The sequence below is a fragment of the Polaribacter sp. BM10 genome, assembly GCF_002005425.1.
GTDB lineage: Bacteria > Bacteroidota > Bacteroidia > Flavobacteriales > Flavobacteriaceae > Polaribacter > Polaribacter marinaquae.
The window spans coordinates 3,170,836-3,189,749 of record NZ_CP019704.1 but is presented as its reverse complement, the minus strand read 5'-3'; the positions used below and the strand labels follow the sequence as shown (position 1 = coordinate 3,189,749).

At 27.0% G+C, this 18,914-nt stretch carries 18 protein-coding genes; 1 reads left to right on the top strand and 17 read right to left on the bottom strand.

Translation table 11 applies throughout. The features are described from left to right. Positions 1–3 precede the first annotated feature (3 nt). From BXQ17_RS14075 to BXQ17_RS14065, 3 genes are read right to left on the bottom strand one after another with little or no spacing between them, the layout of a single operon-like run. Entirely contained in the window at positions 4–1,110 is a 1,107-nt protein-coding gene (locus BXQ17_RS14075; protein WP_077811248.1) for a DegT/DnrJ/EryC1/StrS aminotransferase family protein, read from the bottom strand. Next, positions 1,103–2,074, bottom strand: coding sequence for a glycosyltransferase family 4 protein (locus tag BXQ17_RS14070; protein ID WP_077811247.1), 972 nt, complete (start codon positions 2,072–2,074; stop codon positions 1,103–1,105). The genes BXQ17_RS14075 and BXQ17_RS14070 overlap by 8 nt, the downstream gene beginning before the upstream one ends. 5 nt (positions 2,075–2,079) lie before the next feature. After that, positions 2,080–2,991, bottom strand: a complete 912-nt coding sequence (locus tag BXQ17_RS14065; RefSeq protein ID WP_077811246.1) for an NAD-dependent epimerase/dehydratase family protein — start codon at positions 2,989–2,991, stop codon at positions 2,080–2,082. 98 nt (positions 2,992–3,089) lie between these two features. On the opposite strand from BXQ17_RS14065, the gene BXQ17_RS14060 reads away from it, so the two are divergent. After that, positions 3,090–4,190, top strand: coding sequence for a nucleotidyltransferase family protein (locus BXQ17_RS14060; RefSeq protein WP_077811245.1), 1,101 nt, complete (start codon positions 3,090–3,092; stop codon positions 4,188–4,190). A 148-nt stretch (positions 4,191–4,338) separates the two neighbouring features. On the opposite strand, the gene BXQ17_RS14055 is transcribed toward BXQ17_RS14060, so the two are convergent. The 14 genes from BXQ17_RS14055 to BXQ17_RS13990 form a co-directional block, all read right to left on the bottom strand. Then, positions 4,339–5,163: a glycosyltransferase gene (locus tag BXQ17_RS14055; protein ID WP_077811244.1), complete on the bottom strand. Its 825-nt coding sequence runs from the start codon at positions 5,161–5,163 to the stop codon at positions 4,339–4,341. Between the two features lie 38 nt (positions 5,164–5,201). Next, positions 5,202–6,098: a glycosyltransferase family 2 protein gene (locus tag BXQ17_RS14050; protein ID WP_077811243.1), complete on the bottom strand. Its 897-nt coding sequence runs from the start codon at positions 6,096–6,098 to the stop codon at positions 5,202–5,204. A gap of 2 nt (positions 6,099–6,100) precedes the next feature. Continuing rightward, entirely contained in the window at positions 6,101–7,144 is a 1,044-nt protein-coding gene (locus BXQ17_RS14045; RefSeq protein WP_077811242.1) for an EpsG family protein, read from the bottom strand. Further along, positions 7,144–8,226 carry a glycosyltransferase gene (locus BXQ17_RS14040; protein ID WP_077811241.1) on the bottom strand — a complete coding sequence of 361 codons (1,083 nt, stop codon included), beginning with the start codon at positions 8,224–8,226 and terminating at the stop codon, positions 7,144–7,146. Before BXQ17_RS14040 ends, BXQ17_RS14045 begins: the two co-directional genes overlap by 1 nt. 359 nt (positions 8,227–8,585) lie before the next feature. Beyond that, on the bottom strand, positions 8,586–10,001 hold the full coding sequence (locus tag BXQ17_RS14035) for a lipopolysaccharide biosynthesis protein (protein ID WP_077811240.1): 1,416 nt from the start codon (positions 9,999–10,001) through the stop codon (positions 8,586–8,588). Positions 10,002–10,005: 4 nt separating this feature from the next. Beyond that, on the bottom strand, positions 10,006–10,749 hold the full coding sequence (locus tag BXQ17_RS14030) for a hypothetical protein (protein WP_149025919.1): 744 nt from the start codon (positions 10,747–10,749) through the stop codon (positions 10,006–10,008). A gap of 291 nt (positions 10,750–11,040) precedes the next feature. Then, positions 11,041–11,733: an acylneuraminate cytidylyltransferase family protein gene (locus tag BXQ17_RS14025; protein ID WP_254712386.1), complete on the bottom strand. Its 693-nt coding sequence runs from the start codon at positions 11,731–11,733 to the stop codon at positions 11,041–11,043. An 11-nt stretch (positions 11,734–11,744) separates the two neighbouring features. After that, positions 11,745–13,184, bottom strand: a complete 1,440-nt coding sequence (locus BXQ17_RS14020; protein WP_077811237.1) for an aminotransferase class I/II-fold pyridoxal phosphate-dependent enzyme — start codon at positions 13,182–13,184, stop codon at positions 11,745–11,747. Then, positions 13,159–14,022: a sugar phosphate isomerase/epimerase gene (locus tag BXQ17_RS14015; protein WP_077811236.1), complete on the bottom strand. Its 864-nt coding sequence runs from the start codon at positions 14,020–14,022 to the stop codon at positions 13,159–13,161. The genes BXQ17_RS14020 and BXQ17_RS14015 overlap by 26 nt, the downstream gene beginning before the upstream one ends. After that, complete coding sequence (locus BXQ17_RS14010; RefSeq protein WP_077811235.1) at positions 14,012–14,452, bottom strand: GNAT family N-acetyltransferase; 441 nt, start codon at positions 14,450–14,452, stop codon at positions 14,012–14,014. The genes BXQ17_RS14015 and BXQ17_RS14010 overlap by 11 nt, the downstream gene beginning before the upstream one ends. Beyond that, entirely contained in the window at positions 14,446–15,459 is a 1,014-nt protein-coding gene (gene neuB / locus BXQ17_RS14005) for an N-acetylneuraminate synthase (protein ID WP_077811234.1), read from the bottom strand. The genes BXQ17_RS14010 and neuB overlap by 7 nt, the downstream gene beginning before the upstream one ends. Before the next feature lie 32 nt (positions 15,460–15,491). Continuing rightward, positions 15,492–16,619, bottom strand: a complete 1,128-nt coding sequence (gmd, locus tag BXQ17_RS14000) for a GDP-mannose 4,6-dehydratase (RefSeq protein ID WP_077811233.1) — start codon at positions 16,617–16,619, stop codon at positions 15,492–15,494. A gap of 6 nt (positions 16,620–16,625) precedes the next feature. After that, a complete protein-coding gene (locus BXQ17_RS13995) occupies positions 16,626–17,585 on the bottom strand; it encodes a GDP-L-fucose synthase (RefSeq protein WP_077811232.1) in 960 nt (319 codons plus the stop codon). 6 nt (positions 17,586–17,591) lie between these two features. Beyond that, the gene (locus BXQ17_RS13990) at positions 17,592–18,914 is read right to left on the bottom strand and encodes a UDP-glucose/GDP-mannose dehydrogenase family protein (RefSeq protein ID WP_077811231.1); all 1,323 of its coding nucleotides are present in this window, start codon (positions 18,912–18,914) and stop codon (positions 17,592–17,594) included.

Here is an 18,914-nt window from a genome sequence, read left to right as displayed (position 1 = left end):
AATTTACAAAAATTTCTGAATTGAATTTGATATTCGGTTAAAATCGTTTTTTGTTAAATGTGCACTAGAAGGCAAACATAAGCCTTTTTGAAATAAGTTATTTGCAACATTGCCACCGTAAAAAGCATCATTTTTAAAAATTGGTTGTAAATGTAAAGGTTTCCATAGGGGTCTTGATTCGATATTCTCTTTTTCGAACTGATCTCGTAAACTCTTATTAGTAAATTTTGAAGCCTTAGAATCAATCAAAATACAACTCAACCAATGATTTGACTTTATAAAATCATCATTTTCTTTAAATAATGAAACACCTTTAACACCGTCTAAAAGACTTTCATAATTTTGATGATTCGCAATTCTTGCACTGACATAATCATTTAAACAACTTAATTCTTCAGTACCAATAAGGGCGGAAACAATGCTCATTCTATAGTTAAAACCTAACCTAGAGTGTGAATAGTATTCTGATTTATCTTTAGCTTGCGTTGCCAAAAAAATAGCTTCTTCTTTTTCTTTTATGGAATTACACACCAATACTCCTCCGCCAAATGAGGATACTATTTTATTGTTATTAAAAGAAAAGATACTAAAATCTCCAAAAGTACCACATTTTTGTTCTTTATACATCGAACCTAACGCCTCCGCAGCATCTTCAATTAAAATGATTTGATACTTTTTTGCAATAGCCACAATTTCATCAATTTTACATGGCATACCATACAGGTGAACGATAATAATTGCTTTAGGCTTTTTACCCTTGGCTATTCTATCTAGAATGGCTTTCTCTAAGTGCTTCGGGCAAATGTTCCAAGTATCTAACTCACTATCAATAAAAATTGGCTTTGCTTTTTGATATAAAATAGGATTGGCCGTAGCAATATAGGTAAAAGACTGACATAAAACCTCATCTCCTTCTGTAACTCCGCTTAATATTAAGGCCAAATGAATAGCAGAAGTCCCGGAATTTAGAGCTACAACATGTTTTTTTTCTCCAAGATATTTTTCAAGTTTATCTTCGAAATTAGCAATAACATTATAATTGGCTGTGTTTATTTCTGATGGTAAATTCACAGAAATATTACTATCCGAAAGCGCTATTCTTTTACTCATTTTTAAAAACTAAGTCTCTTTTTATTTTTTTAAATAACAATATATAACTTACTATAAAAATAAATATCAAAACAAAAAAAACAATAAGCTGCGAAGACAGTTCTAACTTATAGGTTTTAAAAATAATAAAATTTACAAACAATTGCAGTATAGCATAAATACTAGCTACTTTTAAGTGAGAAATTTTATATACATCTACTAACTTCTGATAAATATGATGCCTATGCGGATCAAAAATACTTTCTTTTGTAAAAATTTTACGGTAAAGTAAAGTATTTCCTGCATCGGCTCCGTACACTATAATAAGTAATAAGATTAACGGTGATGATAATTTTATTGCCAGTAAAAAACCCACAAAATACATAAATAAACCTATTGCAATACTGCCTATATCCCCTGCAAAAAAAAGTGCTTTTCTTCTAAAATTATAAAACCCAAAAATCACCAATGATATTGCTGGGTATATTAATAGGTCATTATCAACAATGTTTTCAGTATTGTTTATCAAAAACAAACCCGAAATCACTGCTAAAGAATACAAGCCAGTTATCCCATTAATACCATCCATAAAATTAAACATATTTACAGCTCCTATTCCTAAAATCAAGAATACAGCATACAAATAAAATGGAGAAAAAGGATAATCTACTTGATATAAAATTAAAAAAACGCCTAGAAACTGAAAAGGAAATCTAATTTTAGAACTCAAAGTATAGATATCATCTAAAAAACTAATGACAGAAATCAAAAAAACACCTAAAACAAAATAAGGGTATTGATAATCGTTTAAAATAAAAAACAATAAAATGGCTACAGGAAAAATGATTCCGCCTCCTCTCACTGTTATTTTTGTATGTGAACTTCTTTGATTTGGTTTATCAATTATCTTAAATTTAATTGCTAATTTTAAGTATACATAAGATAATACTGCTAAAAGTAAAGTAACAAGTACGTAGATTTTCATAAATATTAAAATGATGCTATCGTTTTTTCTATTCCTTTTTCTGCGGATAAAGGTAGTTCTTTTTCTATTTGATTTTTAATTTTTTGATTAGAAACAACATAGTTTTCTGTTAACTTTTGCAATCGTTCTGAATTTATAGGTAAAGGTAAGATGTCACCTAATTTGGCTAAAGTGTTCACTAAAAATTTAGGTGTCTTCAAAATCTTAGCAGGTTTATTTGTAACCTCTCCCATTATTTTTACCAAATCTTTTGTGGATAGTGATTCATTGTCGGCAACATTATAAACCCCAGATTCTATATTAGTGTTATCTATTAATTCATTAATCACAAAACACAAATTTTCTACTGAAACAAAAGATCTTTTATTTTCATATTTACCAAAAGGGTAAGGTATTCCTTTAGATACAAAGCTATACAACAGGTTTAAATTTCCTTTGTTATTTGGTCCATGAATCATACAAGGCCTTAAAATATATACCCTTTTACCTTGCGGAATCTCTTTAGACAAAATATAGTTTTCTGCAGCTAGTTTAGATTTTCCGTAAACAGTTACAGGGTTTGGTGTAACATCTTCTATTAAAATACCGTCAACAACATCTGCTGCTGCTTTTACAGAGCTCATATAAATAAAAACTTCACATTCACTTTTTAAAAATTGGTCAAACAAAGTTTTTGTTAACTCTGTATTTACTTCAAAATATTCTGAATCTTCTGATGTTTTTTTTAAATCGTGTGCTTTTCCTGCTAAATGGATTACACCTTTAGACTGATTTAAAAGAAGTAAATTAAATTTTGAATAGGCAACTTCAAAGTTATCTGGTTTTCTAGATACCCCTATCGTTATTTTCTTTTTCTCTTTTAAATATTTTGAAAGATTTTGACCTACAAATCCCTTATTTCCTGTAATTATATACATATCACTTTTAATATCAACAAATCTAACAAAAATACTTTATCTAAAACCCGTGTATATTAATAATTATATTATTAAATAATTATATTTATATTTATAGAATGAATTACAAAGAAACGCTGTTTTTTATTGGGAAATGTCTAACAATTACTGATAATCATGAAAATCAAATTTTTATAGAAAAAGAAATAAAATTTAAAAAAGTTAATTGGGAGAGCGTAGTAAAAGTTAGTAGTACACATTTAGTTATACCTGCCATGTATATAAAATTAAAAGAAATGGAACTTCTAAAATTTTTAGAAAAAGATTTAGTATTTTTTTTAGAGGATATTACAAACTTAAATCGTCAACGTAACATAAAAATAATTAAGCAAGCTAAACAAATAAATACAGTTTTATTAAAAAACAACGTAACACCAATCTTCATAAAGGGTACAGCTTATCTATTGAATAATTTATATAAAGATGTAGCTGAGCGTATGGTTGGAGATATTGATTTTATTGTAAGAAAAGAAGATTATCTTAAAACTGTAGAAATTTTAAAAAAAAATGATTACTCTAAACTTTCTTACTTGGAAAACCCTTTTCCACATACAAGACATCATTCTAGATTAGTAAAACATAAGGAAATAGCAGCTGTTGAAGTACATGATGAACTTACATCTGAAAAGTTTTTTAAAGAGTACAACTATAATTCTGTATCTAATGATTTAATAGTTAATAATAATAATGAGTACTTTTTAAATTATCAAAATCAATTATGCTTATCAATTATTTCAAACCAAATAAATGATAAAGCTTATGTATTAAAAAGCATTAACTTAAGGAACGCTTACGACATATACCTACTTTCATTTAAAACCAATACTTTAGAAGCCATATCTAATATTGAAAAACTAAAAACTTTGTTGAATTCCTATTTAGCAATTTGTCATATAACTCTTGGCAAACCAAAAGAAATACTTTGGAAAAATGATAAAAAAACTAAAAAATATTTAAAAAAGTTTATAAACCGTATTGAACAGAAATCTAAATTTAAATACAAACTCTTAAAGGTATTACTTAAATATGAAACCAAAATAAAAATCATAAAAAAAATATTTACTGACAGGAGAATGAGAAAATGGTTCTTTGAAATAACAACCAATAAAGAATGGCTTAAACGAAAAACTTCTTTTCTCATTCAGAAAAAAAATGTTTAAACTTTTATTATAACAAATAATATCTTAAACTAGCCTATAATGTAAAAAATACACACTAGGTATTTAAAATCTAAATAATTAGCTATGATTCAATTTTAATCAAACTAATAGTGATTTCATATAGAACATACTTACAAAAGGTTTATTGCTAATTATTTCTAAAAAATTTAAAATACAAAAAATAAAAGATAGGAAAGGGTATAATTCTTAATGGAATTTTTAATAAACATACTTTTAAAAACTCATATAAATTGTAAAAACCTATTTTATAAAATTTAAAATACAATTTAACTTCATTCCTTGCATATTTAAAACCTCTTCTTCTTTTTAAAGCTTCTTTTTTATTATTTCCAATTCTAAACCAAAGTACATTATCAGGAAAGTTACCTAGTTTAAAATTACTTAAGTAAGCTCTTACAAAAAAATCATAATCTTCAGGGAAAATTTTAGAATCGTAGCCTCCTATAGTATCAAATACATCTTTTTTAAATATAACTGTAGGATGTGAAAATGGACTTCGAGTCTTCATAAACTCAGATATTTCATTATGACTTAAAGGTACATTTCTAGTAGCAATAATATCTTTGATATCATTACCAAATTCTACTATTTGCCCACCTACAACATCTAATTTATGATGAAACATATAACTAAGTTGGTTTTCAAATCTATCGGGAAATGATAAATCATCTGCATCCATTCTAGCTATAATACTATATCTTGCTTTTGAAATCCCATAGTTCAAAGCATTAGCCAAACCTTTATTTTCAGGTAAGTAAAAGATATTAATCAAACTATTATTTGAATAAAATTGTAAACTTTTTTCTAGTTCATTATTAATTACCCCATCAACTACAATGATAATTTGAGATGGTATTAACGTCTGATTTAACAAACTATCAACAGACTCTCTAAGATTACTATCTGTATCATTAATATATACAGACATAACTACAGTAAATTTGTGAATCATAGATTATTTATTTTTGAAATATAAAAACTTAAGAATAATTAAACCTTAATTTTCCTACTTAAAATTTTTTTTGCTTTGTTAAGATTTCTCTGAATTAATTTTAAATCTGGTTTTGATTTAAACAAGTATTTAAGAAAAAACTTAAACCTTTTATTTTTTAAAGCATAAAAAGACAAATCAAAATAAAAATTCTTCAAAATTTGACGTTTCTGTTTACCACTAAGCTTATTAATATCATCCATAAATGAATTCAAAAACTTAAATCGTGTAGTTCTATAACTCTCGAATGAGGGTTGATTCATTATATTATCGGTGTGTCTAATTACTAGGTTTTTGTCTACAACACCTATTTGATAATGCCTCAGATATCTAATCATAACCTCGTAGTCTTGATTTCTATTAAAACTCTCATCAAAACCGTTGATTTTAATTAAACTATCTTTTCTGAAAAACAATGTTGAAGAATTATACTCGCTCTTTAAGGACAAGATATCTTCAGTTATAGAACCTACTTCTATATAGGAGGTCTCGTATGTGAGCTTGTTTTTTAAGTAATAAACACTTCTGCAATAACAAGCATCATATTTTTTATTGTTTTTAAGATACGCTAGCTGATCTTTAATTTTACTAATAAAAAATTCATCATCGTCATCTAAAAAACTAATATATATCCCACTGGCCAATTTAATACCGGTATTTCTCGCTGCTGCTCCATTCTTATTTTTGGTGTGTTTTACATATAAAATTCTTTGATCATTTATTGATTTTACAATTTCTTCAGTATCATATCTTTCTTTTGTTTCTGGATTATTATCATCTACAATAATTATCTCTAAATTTCTATAGTCTTGATTTATTATACTATTAACAGCTCTTAAAAGATTTTGCGGTCTACCAAATGTAGGTACGATAACGCTTACTAGTGGATTGTTCATATTTATAAATTAAATAAATCAAAATTAATGTTATATGGAACCAACTTGTACCTTTCACCTAGAACTAATAATGTTCTAAAGTAATAAGCACTACAAACTAATATAATTAATGAAATACTAATTTGTCTTAATGGTTTAGAAGATAATGAAAGAGATATATTTGGAATGGCAAACAGCAAGCAAATAGTAAAATAAGATGTAATTCTAAGTGCCCAAGAGTTAGGTAAACTAGGTACTAAAATTGGTGCAAATGATATCAAAATTGAAATAAAAATCATATTTAAGACCAAATTTTTGTGTTTAAATTTTAACTTCCAAATTAATACAAATAATAATATTAGTGGAAAAATAAGTATGTTTAATTTTTCATCAGTTTCTAGTTCAATATTAGTATAAACACTTGAAAACCCAATCTTAGTTATGATTATACTAACAAAATTTAGTGAAATAAAAAAAATAAAGGCAACAATAGTATATAACTTTAAACTTATTTTTTTATTTAGAATAAAGTAAAGGGGTATTATTAAAAAAGCTGATTTATGCATTAATACAGCCAATAGCATACATAACATATACTTATATATTTGCTTTTTAATTATAAACTTTAAAGAATAAGCAAAAACAGCTACAGCAACCCATTGACGCATTGTATTAAATGAGGCAAAATAAAAAAGTGGAATGGTAACAAATATAAATAGTGAATAGACCTTATTTATAGAGAAAAAATCTAAAAATTTTAATAAAAACAATAAAATCAGTAGGTTATAAACAAAAAACAAAAGCTGAAAAGAGCCACCAAAGAAATCAATAATACGAACCAATAGAATAAAGCTGATTTCTAAATACGTGTTATAGCCTATTGTTATATAGTGAAAAAAATCTTTATAGGATAAATAATCTACGCCAACATCATATCTTAATCCACCAAATAACAATAAATAACCAACTATCAAAAACATAATTATTGGGTTAGTTTTGTTATTATTAGAAAATGATAATAATAATATCAAAAACAAAAAAATATAAGTATAAATATAGATAGCCATTATAAATTTCTCAAAGATTTTGCATAATGCTCTACAGAATACTGTTTTGTATTATTTTTTATTCGATTTTGTATAGATATTAAAGTACTACTATCATCTCTTAAACGCTTATACAAGTTTAATAAGTTTTCTTTATTTTGAAAATATAAGGTACAATCATCTAACTCTAATAAATTTTTAAAAGACTTATTTACTAAAAGAGGCTTACTGTATTCAATCATCGAATATGAAATACCACTATCTTTTGTTAAACCATAAACTTCTCTCATCTCAGCTAATTCAAAATTTACAGCAATATCGCTAAATAATAAATTGCAATTACCTAAAATATTATGAAAATCTTTAAGCGGAACATAATCTTCAAAAACTTTAATATTTCTAATTTCTTTCATTTTGTTAAAGACATCTATACTCTTTTTGTCGTTAACATAACTTCCTAAAAGTATAAACTTATCTTCTGGGTTTTCCTTTGCTAGAGTAATAAAACTATCGTAATTTTTTCTATTAACATTTACAGAACCTGGATATACTGTTGTAAATTGATTCTCAAAAACTTTTTTAACTTTTGTTCTTCTTAACGAAAATGGTAATATATGTATAGGCTTGGTTTCAATAAAATTTAAATCTATATAGTTTTTCATATTACTACTATTAACTATAAAAAAATTGGCATCTTTTTTTAATGTTGAACGAACATAAATTTTAGGTAAATGTCTAATTTTTTTTGGTTTACCTCCGAGGAACCAAGCATTAGAATTGTGTATTGTTATACCAAGATTAATTTTTTTGAATCTTAAAAACAGTAAAGAAAAAAAACCACGAGTAATACTTAAAAAAATTAAAGAATCTAGTTTAAATTCTTTATAATGATTTTTTATTTTTTTAAAGAAGAAAAAGCTGCTTCTATCTTTTAGTACTAAATTATAATTTAACAGACGTAATTCATCTTTTACATTTTCATAAATGCTTTCAGTGGTAAAGAGAGTAATATCCCAATTATTTACATTAGCAATAGAAATCCAATTATAAATCATACTATGATGATTTTTTTCACACAATTCTATAATACCTATTTTTTTCATAAAACAATTATGTCGAAATATCTTTTAAAAAAAATTCTTCTGTTATTTTAATTTATAATCTATTTTTGATTTCAATATTAAATGATATTTTACTAAAACTCACATTAACAAAAGTAATTAAACTATATAAATACTTCTAATTATGGCATTAAGAAAAATATAATTAAAATTGTCTTTATATTCTCTTTACACTAAATTTAAATAGAATAATAATAAAAACTTCTTAATTAAACCAATAAAAAACTATTGTTCGACAAACTTTAAGAGAACAAACTAATATTGTAAATTTAACTGCCAATAGTAATATTTTAAAAAAAATATTTGCACCTTTTTATATCTTAGTAACACAATAACCACATCTATTTTTTAAATTTTTTTTTAAAAAATTCTCTTTTAAAAACTAAACAGTAGCTGAAAAATAAAATAAAAAATAAAATTTTATATAAAATAGAATAATAAGGGTTATAATCGAAACAATAAATATCTAAATAAATAATAAAAACAAAAACTACAAAAACAACTATTGCCAGTCGATAATTTATTGAAACAAAATAGTTATTCTTAGCTAAAAAATATTTCATTAAGGTTAATATCATTACTGAAAATACAGTAGCCCAAGCTGCACCATACGTCTGAAAATTTTGAATTAAATAAACATTTAAAACAAAACTAATAATAAGAGATATTAAATTAACAAACATCATTGACAGAGTTTTTTTTTCCTGATAAATCATAAGATTATAAAGACTTCCTATCTGGTTAATTAAAATTGGTAACACCAATATAGGAATTAAATAAATACTTCTATGATAATTTTTACTGATAAAAATTAATATAATTTCTTTACTAAAAAAACAAATACAAAAACATATACATGTAATAATAATAACATAATTATTAAAGTATTTTTTTAAAATTAATTTAGACTCAATTTTATTGTCATTAGCTATTTTATAAAACACTGGGTTAAATGCAGAGTTAAATGCACCCAAAACTACAACCCCAATACTTGCTATTTTAAAAGCAAATGAAAAAACACCTACTTCTGATAAACTAACATATTTTTCGATAAAAATTCTATTCGACATATTTAAAACCCAAGCAGATAATAAAACAGGTATCATAGGAATTGAAAAAGATAGAATATTTTTTAAGATTTTTCTATCTAACTTAAAATTAGAATTTTTATAAATTATAAATAAGAAAAAAGGCAACATAATAAGGTTTCCAATAACCTGTCCACTAAGAATACCTTCTGCAGCTAATTTAACGTGTAAAACAAAATATAATATTAAAATTACACCTACTAAAAATTGACTTATTGATAATATTACAAATTTCTTTGCTTGTCCATTTATTTGGTATAAAATTAATGGTATTTGAGAAAATGCTAAAAAATAAGCGTTAAATAAAGCTAATCTATAATATGGGTTAAATGGAATGTTTAAATATATTTGACTAACCAAATCTTTAAACAGGAACATAAGTCCTAACATAACAGTTGAAATAAAAACTATTAAAAAAAAAGAATTTCCTATAAAAACTTTTTTCTTATGTTCATTTTCATAATCATAGTATATTCTAAATAAAGAGCGCTCTGTTGCGAGTGTAAAAAAAATAGACAATATGGCTATTAAGACTTGCATAGATTGTAATATACCATACTGCTCAGTTGTTAAATATTCTGCATAAACTGGTAACAATAAAAACCCCGTAATACCCGGTATAATTTTACCTATGGTATACCATATAGTATTTGTAAATATCTTGCTCAATAAGTTATTTTTTTAATTCTTTTTGTAATTCTAATATGTCTTTTGGAAAAATAATTTTATTAGAACTCTTTTTAATAAGCATATTTTTAATCTGTTTCTTATAATCTTCATTACACCAATCAACCAACTCTAATAACGAAATTGCTTTTCTGCCTTTCATTCTACTAGCAACAACTAACGATAATGAAAAAACAGAAATAATATTATTTTTAATATTACCATAACACATTTCTACAGGAAAATAATCTGGAATAGTAGGTATATTGCCTATTGAAAATAATTCATCTGTTTTGTGTTTTGGGTGTTCTTTTAAAACAAGTGATTTTAATTTTTTAATTTCATTAAAAACTAATTTAAGAGAATTAATTTCTATTATTCCTTCTAGCTTACCTTGAAGAATTAAAATTGAATTATACTTATCACCTTTGAAGCTAAAATTATTTAGTACATCTAGTTTTATTGTGTTGTAGTTATCTAATACTAAAGGATTAATTTTATTCTCTAACAAAAAAGAGTCATCAATACCAATTGCTGGTATACCATTTTGATTTCTAAAAATTAAATTTAACTTTAACACCGTCTTACATAAAAATTGAATTATTTTGTATTTAGTATTTAAGCTATTTTTAAATATAGAATATTCTGTTGAAAGGTTTTTATAGTACACATTACCTTTTTTCCAATTATTAGAAATAAAAAAACCTTCTACGGTATGTACATTATCCAATAAATACAAGTTCTTATTCAAATCTAAAGATTTAAGAAGTTTTTTTAACTTAAACCGAAATTGAAGAACATTTTTGTAATTAAGGTTAAAGTATATAAAAATACATTTTATTTCTAATCTCTCTACTAACTTTTTAACACTAGTATTATTTGTTATAACCACAACATCTTCGCCCAAATAAAACTGATTTAGAGCAAAATATATTGAAGGGTAAGATGGTACAATAATATACAATTTCTTGTTTTTTTTTTTAAATCAATTAATATAAATTGCGATATAATTTTAAAATTAAAATGAGATATAATTAACTTATTATTTAGATGAATTCATTAATATTTCTGCTAAGTTAAAATCTAAAACATCATCAATATCTACAGAATCTTCTTTATCCATTAAATACTTAATCATTTTTAAATTTTGATACCCTTTTTCTAAAAGATCTTTAGTACGAATTACATATATAGCTCCATTTAATTCATAAACAATTGGGCAATCTTGTCTACGTGTAAAAATCCCTTTTTTTGATTTTTCTAACACACCAGAATCATTCTCTTGGAACAAAACATAATAAGGGTTCGAGTCTGTTTCTTTAACCGAAACAATTAATTCAACACCTGGTTTAATTAAGCTTAAAGCTTCCTTAATATGTGTTGATTTCCTTAATGGTGATGTAGGTTGAAGTAAAACTACAAAATCATAACTAACACCTTTACGTTTATAAAAATCAAGAGCATGTAATATTACATCTTCGGTAGTGGCTGAATCTGATGCCAACATATCTGGTCTTAAAAAGGGGACATCAATATTAAATTCTTCAGCAACCTTTTTAATTTCAGGGGAATCTGTTGAAACACATATATTTTCGCTTGTAGTCAAACTTAAAGCAGCATTAATTGAATAGTAAATTAAAGGTTTACCTGCTAAAACTTTAATATTTTTTTTTGGCAATCCTTTAGAACCACCCCTTGCAGGGATTAGATAAAGTATTTTAGTATTCTCTTTCAAAATATGTTTTTTTATAATTCTTTAATAAAATTTGATATAGAATTACATATATAATTAGCTTCTACCTCAGATAAATTTACAGAAGATGGTAAACTAACTCCACTTTTAGATATTAATGTTGATGTTTCTAAATATTCTTTATTACCATAACCTTTATATGGTGGCATAACATGCAATGGATAAAATACTGGTCTACTTTCTATACCTTTTTTACTCAAATAATTCATTAAATCCTCCCTAGAAAAAGGTGCATTATCTTTAATCAAAAACGTGTATAACCAATAAGAATTAAAAGTTCCTTCCTTTTCAATTGGTGTTTGAAAAAAATCATATTTATTTAATGTCTCATTGTATGTAGCAGCTAGATTTCTTTTTGCCTGAACAAAATATTCTAAACGTTCAAACTGAGCAACTCCTACAGATGCTTGCAGGTTAGTAAGTCTATAGTTGAATCCAACATAATCATGCCAATATCTTTTTTCTTTACTCATACCATGATCACGTAAAACAGAAGCTTTATGAGCTATTTTAGAATCTTTAAATAAAACCATACCTCCTTCTCCTGTGGTAATTGTTTTGTTTCCAAAAAAACTAAATGTAGCAGCATCTCCAAAAACACCAACTGGTCTACCTTTAAACAATGACCCTAAAGCCTCTGCACAATCTTCTACGATAAATAAATTATGTTTTTTTGCAATAGCTACAACCGCATCCATATCACAAGATTGTCCATACAAATGAACAGGCATAATTGCTTTTGTTTTACTTGTAATAAGCTCTTCTATTTTTGAAACGTCAATATTAAAAGAATCTTGTTCCACATCAACCAATACAGGTGTTGCACCTGTATAAATAACTGCGTTTATAGATGCTGCAAAAGTTAAATTAGGTACAATAACCTCGTCACCTTCGCTAATTCCAAGCGCTTCTAATGCTAAATGCAAAGCAACAGTACCATTGCTTACTGCTAATGCCTCAAAACCTTCATGATAATCTTTAAATTTTTTTTCAAATAACCTCACATATTTACCTTGTGATGAGATCCAATTAGTTTTAACACATTCTGTTAAATACAACAACTCATTTCCTTCAAGTAAAGGAGAACAAATACTTATCCTTCTTAATCTATTAATTGATGCATAATCAACAATAACTCCATCTTCATCAAGTAAAGGAATATATTTTATTTTATCGTTAAGACATTCAATTATTTTAGCATTATCCGTATTAATAGAAAGTGAAGTAAATTCTCTATTCATTAAAATCTCTACCTTAACTTTAAGATTTACATCCCTTAATAAAAACCTTCTAACATCCCCGTCTGTTAAAACTCCTATAAGTATATTTAAATCATTAACAACAAATAGGGTTCCTAATCCATTTTTATCTAATAATTGAAGAGCTTCTCTTAAATTATTATTTTTGTTAATTATTATATTTTGAAGTTCCATTATTTTGAATTATTTTAATTTGATTTTCTATTTCTGACGGTGTTAAAGATTTAACCTCTATAACATGTACATAATTTTCGAAGTCTTTCAAAAAATCTAAAAACCAATAATTTTTAGTTAATTTTTGATTATTATCTTTAGTGCCGTCATTATCACTATGATGAAAAGCCTTAATATACGGCCTAATTTTATTAAACTCATTTAATAAATCTAGACTCAGTGTTTTACAACTAACTTTTAAGTGAGCTGTGTCTAAAAGTAATCCAAATCTATCATGGTTTATTTTTTTAAAAAGCCAATCGATATCACTAAACTCACAACAAAGTAAAGGATTCTCTCCATTAAAATTAAACGGAGCCAAAACATTGTTCTCTATTAAAAAATCTACTTCTAAATCGTCTGCAAATTGTAAAATTTTGGAAATAGAATTTATAAAATGCTTTTTATTACTTTCTTTATCAAAATTGTATTGAATATCTATTTTCTGTCCCAATTCTTCTGGATTAGGATCAATACAGAATCCTGCATGAGCTGCATAAAAAGGAGATTCAGATTTTTTTGCTAATTTCAATCCATTTTTACAATGTTCAATAGATAAATTTCTTATAACTTCATTTTCACTAGCCAGGTTTAATACAAAAGGTTTTATTGGATCTGGAAAATAGTTGTGAGGTTGCCTATTGATTGAACAATTCAAATAAATTTCGACCATATTTTCTTTATATGGCATACCGGAACTAAATTCTAAATTATAATTATTTTTTTCACAAATATTAATAATCTCTTCGACTGGCTTACCTAAAAAAGCTAAAGAACTTAAATAAATATTAGGCTTCATTTTTGTTTCTTTTCATAATTAATACATTTGTATTAAGTTTTTTATCCATTATAAAACCAAACTTTTTATACATATTTATGGCTATAACATTATTAATATCTACAGATAATTTTAATTCTATAATTTCAGAACAATCTGCATAATTAATCAAATAAGACATTATTTTTTTACCAATACCTTTGCCTTTAAAGTTATCAGAAATTGCTATTCCAAACCAAATATCATTTAAGTCTTTGTCTAAATGCCCATATCCTACCGGTTGATTATCATAAATAGCAATTACTGTCTTTATATGGTTAGATACGATACTTAAAGGTCTATTTTCAAAATATCGAAATGATTTTATAGATTCTGTAGCCCCATCGAGAAACTCTTTAATAAGGCTTGTGTTATCTGAATAAACATCAACTAAACTAATACCTGTTACCATACAATACAATTGTAATCAATTGCCTGATCTACAAACATATGTTTTGAAACTTGTTTACCAATCAAATTATCCAGCATATTGATTGGGATCCCTTTAAGAGGTCTTTTAAACCCAACATGGTCTTCTGTTAAAACATCACCTTTTTTTATTTCCTTAACAATAACCAAACCTCTTTTCATCCCTTTACTATTTTCTATTTCAATAGGTGCAGGTTTTTTTATTTTACTTCCTAATGCTAATTCGATATTTCTTATTCCTTCTACCAACTCTTTGAACTCAATAGGAGTTAGTGAACAGGTATGATCTGGACCTTCCATGTTCTTATCGAGAGTAAAGTGCTTCTCAACAACTTCAGCTCCCAAAGCTACAGAAGCAAAACATGCATAATTATTTTCAACATGATCCGAATAACCTACTCTTACACCACATGCTTCTTTAATGGTCTGCATAGCTAATATGTTAGAATCTTTTATATCGGAGGGATAATTGGTTGTACATTGAAGAACAATAATATCATCATTCCCTTCATTACGAATTGTTTCAACTGCATCAAATACATCAGACAAAGTTGCCATACCTGTAGAAAGGATAATGGTCTTGTTTGTTCGTGCTAAAGCTCTTAAAAAAGGTAACTCTGTTAATTGTCCTGATGCTACTTTAAAAGTTGAGACCCCTAACCTTTCTAAAAAACTTATATCTTCAAGATTATACGGTGTAGATAAAAAATCAATACCAATTTCTTTACAATAACTAACCAAACCTTCATATGCTTTAAAATCAAGCTCTAATTTTTTTAGCATAGTATATTGACTTTCTGAGCTATCTGTAACTTCTAACTGATATTTTGCTTTTGGTGAAGTTTTAGTTACTATTTGTGAAGCTTTAAACGTCTGAAATTTAACACAGTCTGCCCCCGAACTCTTAGCTTCTTCAATCAGTTTTCTAGCAATCTTAACATCTCCATTATGATTTACTCCTGCTTCTGCTATAATATATGTATTATTCATATTAAAAAAACTTATTATGTTATAATAAATTATTACTCAACCTGCTTTAAAATTTCATGACCTGCTTTTAACAAATCAACATCTTTTTTCATTAATGCAATATCTCCTTGCATCATATCTTTTACTAAGGCAGACAAATCATATTCTGGTACCCAACCTAGCTTTTCTTTAGCTTTTGAAGGGTCACCTAACAATAAATCAACTTCTGTTGGCCTAAAATAAGAAGGATCAATTGACAAAACCTCTTTCCCAATTTCCACTTGAAAATCTTTATGATTACAAGCTGTAACAAAAGCTTTTTCTTCTACACCTTCTCCTTTAAATTCTAATTCAATCCCTACTTCACTAAAGGCCATTCTTACGAAGTCTCGCACTGTAGTAGTTACACCAGTTGCAATTACCCAATCTTCTGGTTGATCTGCTTGTAAAATCATCCACATCATTCTTACGTAATCTTTTGCGTGTCCCCAATCACGTTTTGCTTCTAAGTTTCCTAAATACACTTTTTCTTGCAATCCTAAAGCAATTTTAGCAACAGCACGTGTAATTTTTCTGGTTACAAAAGTTTCTCCTCTTCTAGGTGATTCATGATTAAACAAAAGTCCGTTACAAGCAAAAATGTTGTATGCTTCACGATAATTTTTTGTTATCCAAAAACCATAAATTTTTGCAACACCATAAGGAGATCGAGGATACAAAGGAGAATTTTCGTCATAAAAACCTCTTTCATTTTTATTCTCTGGTAGCCCTCCAAATAATTCTGAAGTTGAAGCTTGGTATATTCTGGTTTTCTTTTCTAAACCAAGAATTCTTACCGCTTCTAAAATTCTTAAAGTACCTAAACCATCAACATTACCAACATACTCTGGCATATCAAATGATACTTTTACATGAGACATAGCTCCTAAATTGTAAATTTCATCGGGTTGACATTCTTGTATAATTCTAGTTAAATTCATAGAATCAGTCAAATCACCGTAATGTAGTTTTAACCTCTGATCAGGATCATGAGGATCTTGATATAAATGATCTATTCTATCTGTATTAAAAAGAGACGCTCTTCTTTTAATACCATGAACCTCATATCCTTTTTCTAATAACAACTCTGCTAAATAAGAACCATCTTGTCCTGTAATACCTGTAATTAATGCTACTTTCATAAAATTTTAATTCGCTTCTAACTTTACTTCTTTAATATTTTCTATATTTTCTAAAAACCATTGATAGGTTTTTTCAATTCCTTCCAATAATTCTGTGGAATATTGCCAACCGATATTTTTCATTTTTGAAACATCCATTAATTTTCTTGGTGTTCCATCTGGTTTGTGGGAATCCCATATAATACCACCTTCGTGACCTGTAACTTTTTGAATTGTTTCTGCCAGTTCTTTTATTGTAATATCTTTACCAGACCCAACATTGTATAGATATTCTGGCAAATTATTTTCTAAAGCATACACTACAGCTTCTGCCATATCATCTACAAATAAAAACTCTCTCATTGGTGTTCCACTACCCCATAGAGTTACATCGGCATTATCATTTAATTTAGCTTCATGGAATTTACGTAACATTGCTGGTAGAACATGTGAAGTTTCTAAATCAAAATTATCGGAATATCCATATAGATTTGTCGGCATTAAGCTTACAAAATCTTTATTAAATTGTTTTCTGATTGCTTGACACGCTTTTACCCCTGTAATTTTAGCAATTGCATACCACTCATTTGTTGGTTCTAACGAATCTGTTAATAAGTACTCTTCCTTTAGTGGCTGAGGAGCCAACTTCGGATAGATACAAGAACTTCCTAAAAAAATAAATTTATTGATACCACATTTTAGTGCGCTATCAATTAAATTATTTTGAATTTGCATATTTTCCATTAGAAATTGGTATGGAAAATCATTGTTTGCTAAAATTCCGCCAACTCTTGCAGCAGCATCAATAATAGCCTCTGGTTTTTCTGTCTCAAGAAACTCGAGAACCTCTACTTGATTTTTTAAATCTAATTCTTTGCTAGTTTTACCTATTAAATTTGTGTAACCTTTTTTTTCTAAAGCCCTCCAAACAGCAGAACCTACCATTCCGCGATGACCAGCAATATAAATTTTTGTATGTTTATTCATTACAAACTATTTACCAATTTGAAAATATTCAAATCCGTTGTCTTCCAAATTAAATGCATTATATTGATTTCTACCATCAAAAATAATTGGTGATTTCAATTGTGCTTTAATCTCTTCAAAATCAGGAGACCTAAACTCCTTCCATTCTGTTAACAAAATTAAAGCATCAGCACCTTGTAAAACTTCATATTTAGAATTACAATATTTTATATTTTTTGCATCTTTTAAGTAAAACTCTTTAGACTCTTCAATTGCTTTCGGATCGTAAGCGTTTACTTTTGCTCCTCTTTTTTCTAATTCTTTCACAATATAAATAGCTGGGGCTTCTCTCATATCATCAGTTCCTGGCTTAAAAGCTAACCCCCATAAACCAAAAGTAAAACCAGTTAAATCTTCACCAAAACGTTTTACTATTTTATTAGCAATTACTAATTTTTGAGCATCATTAACATTCTCTACAGATTCAATTAAGTTTGCTTTGTACCCATTTTCTTCGGCAATCTTCTTAAGAGCTTTAACATCTTTAGGGAAACATGAACCACCATATCCTGCGCCAGGGTAAATAAAACTGTAACCAATTCTTTTGTCTGAGCCAATACCAATTCTTACTTTATTAGCATCTGCACCAACCCTTTCACAAATATTCGCAATCTCATTCATAAATGAAATTTTTGTTGCTAACATTGTATTTGCGGCATATTTTGTCATTTCCGCAGAACGAATATCCATAGTGATAAAGCGATCATGTGTTCTAAAGAAAGGTGAATATAATTGCTTCATTTTATCAAATGCGTAATCGGAATCTGCACCAATCACCACTCTATCGGGCTTCATAAAATCATCAATAGCCGCTCCTTCTTTCAAAAATTCTGGATTTGATACAACATGAAATTCAATCCTTTCTCCTCGTTTATCTAATTCAGATTGAATTGTTGCTTTCACTTTATCTGCAGTACCAATAGGAACTGTAGATTTATCAACAACAATTAATCTTTTACCCATAGTTTCTCCAATAGATTTAGCAACCGCTAAAACGTATTGCAAATCTGCAGAACCATCGTCACCCATTGGCGTACCAACAGCAATAAACACAATTTCGGCATCACTAATTGCTTCACCTAATTGGGTTGTAAAAAACAAATTATTATTTTTTACATTTTTTAAAACCATTTGCTCCAAACCTGGTTCAAAAATAGGAATAATCCCTTGTTCTAATTTCTGTATTTTATTTTGGTCAATATCAACACAAGTTACCTTATTTCCCATTTCTGCAAAACAAGTACCAGAAACTAAACCTACATAACCAGAGCCTATAACAGCTATATTCAT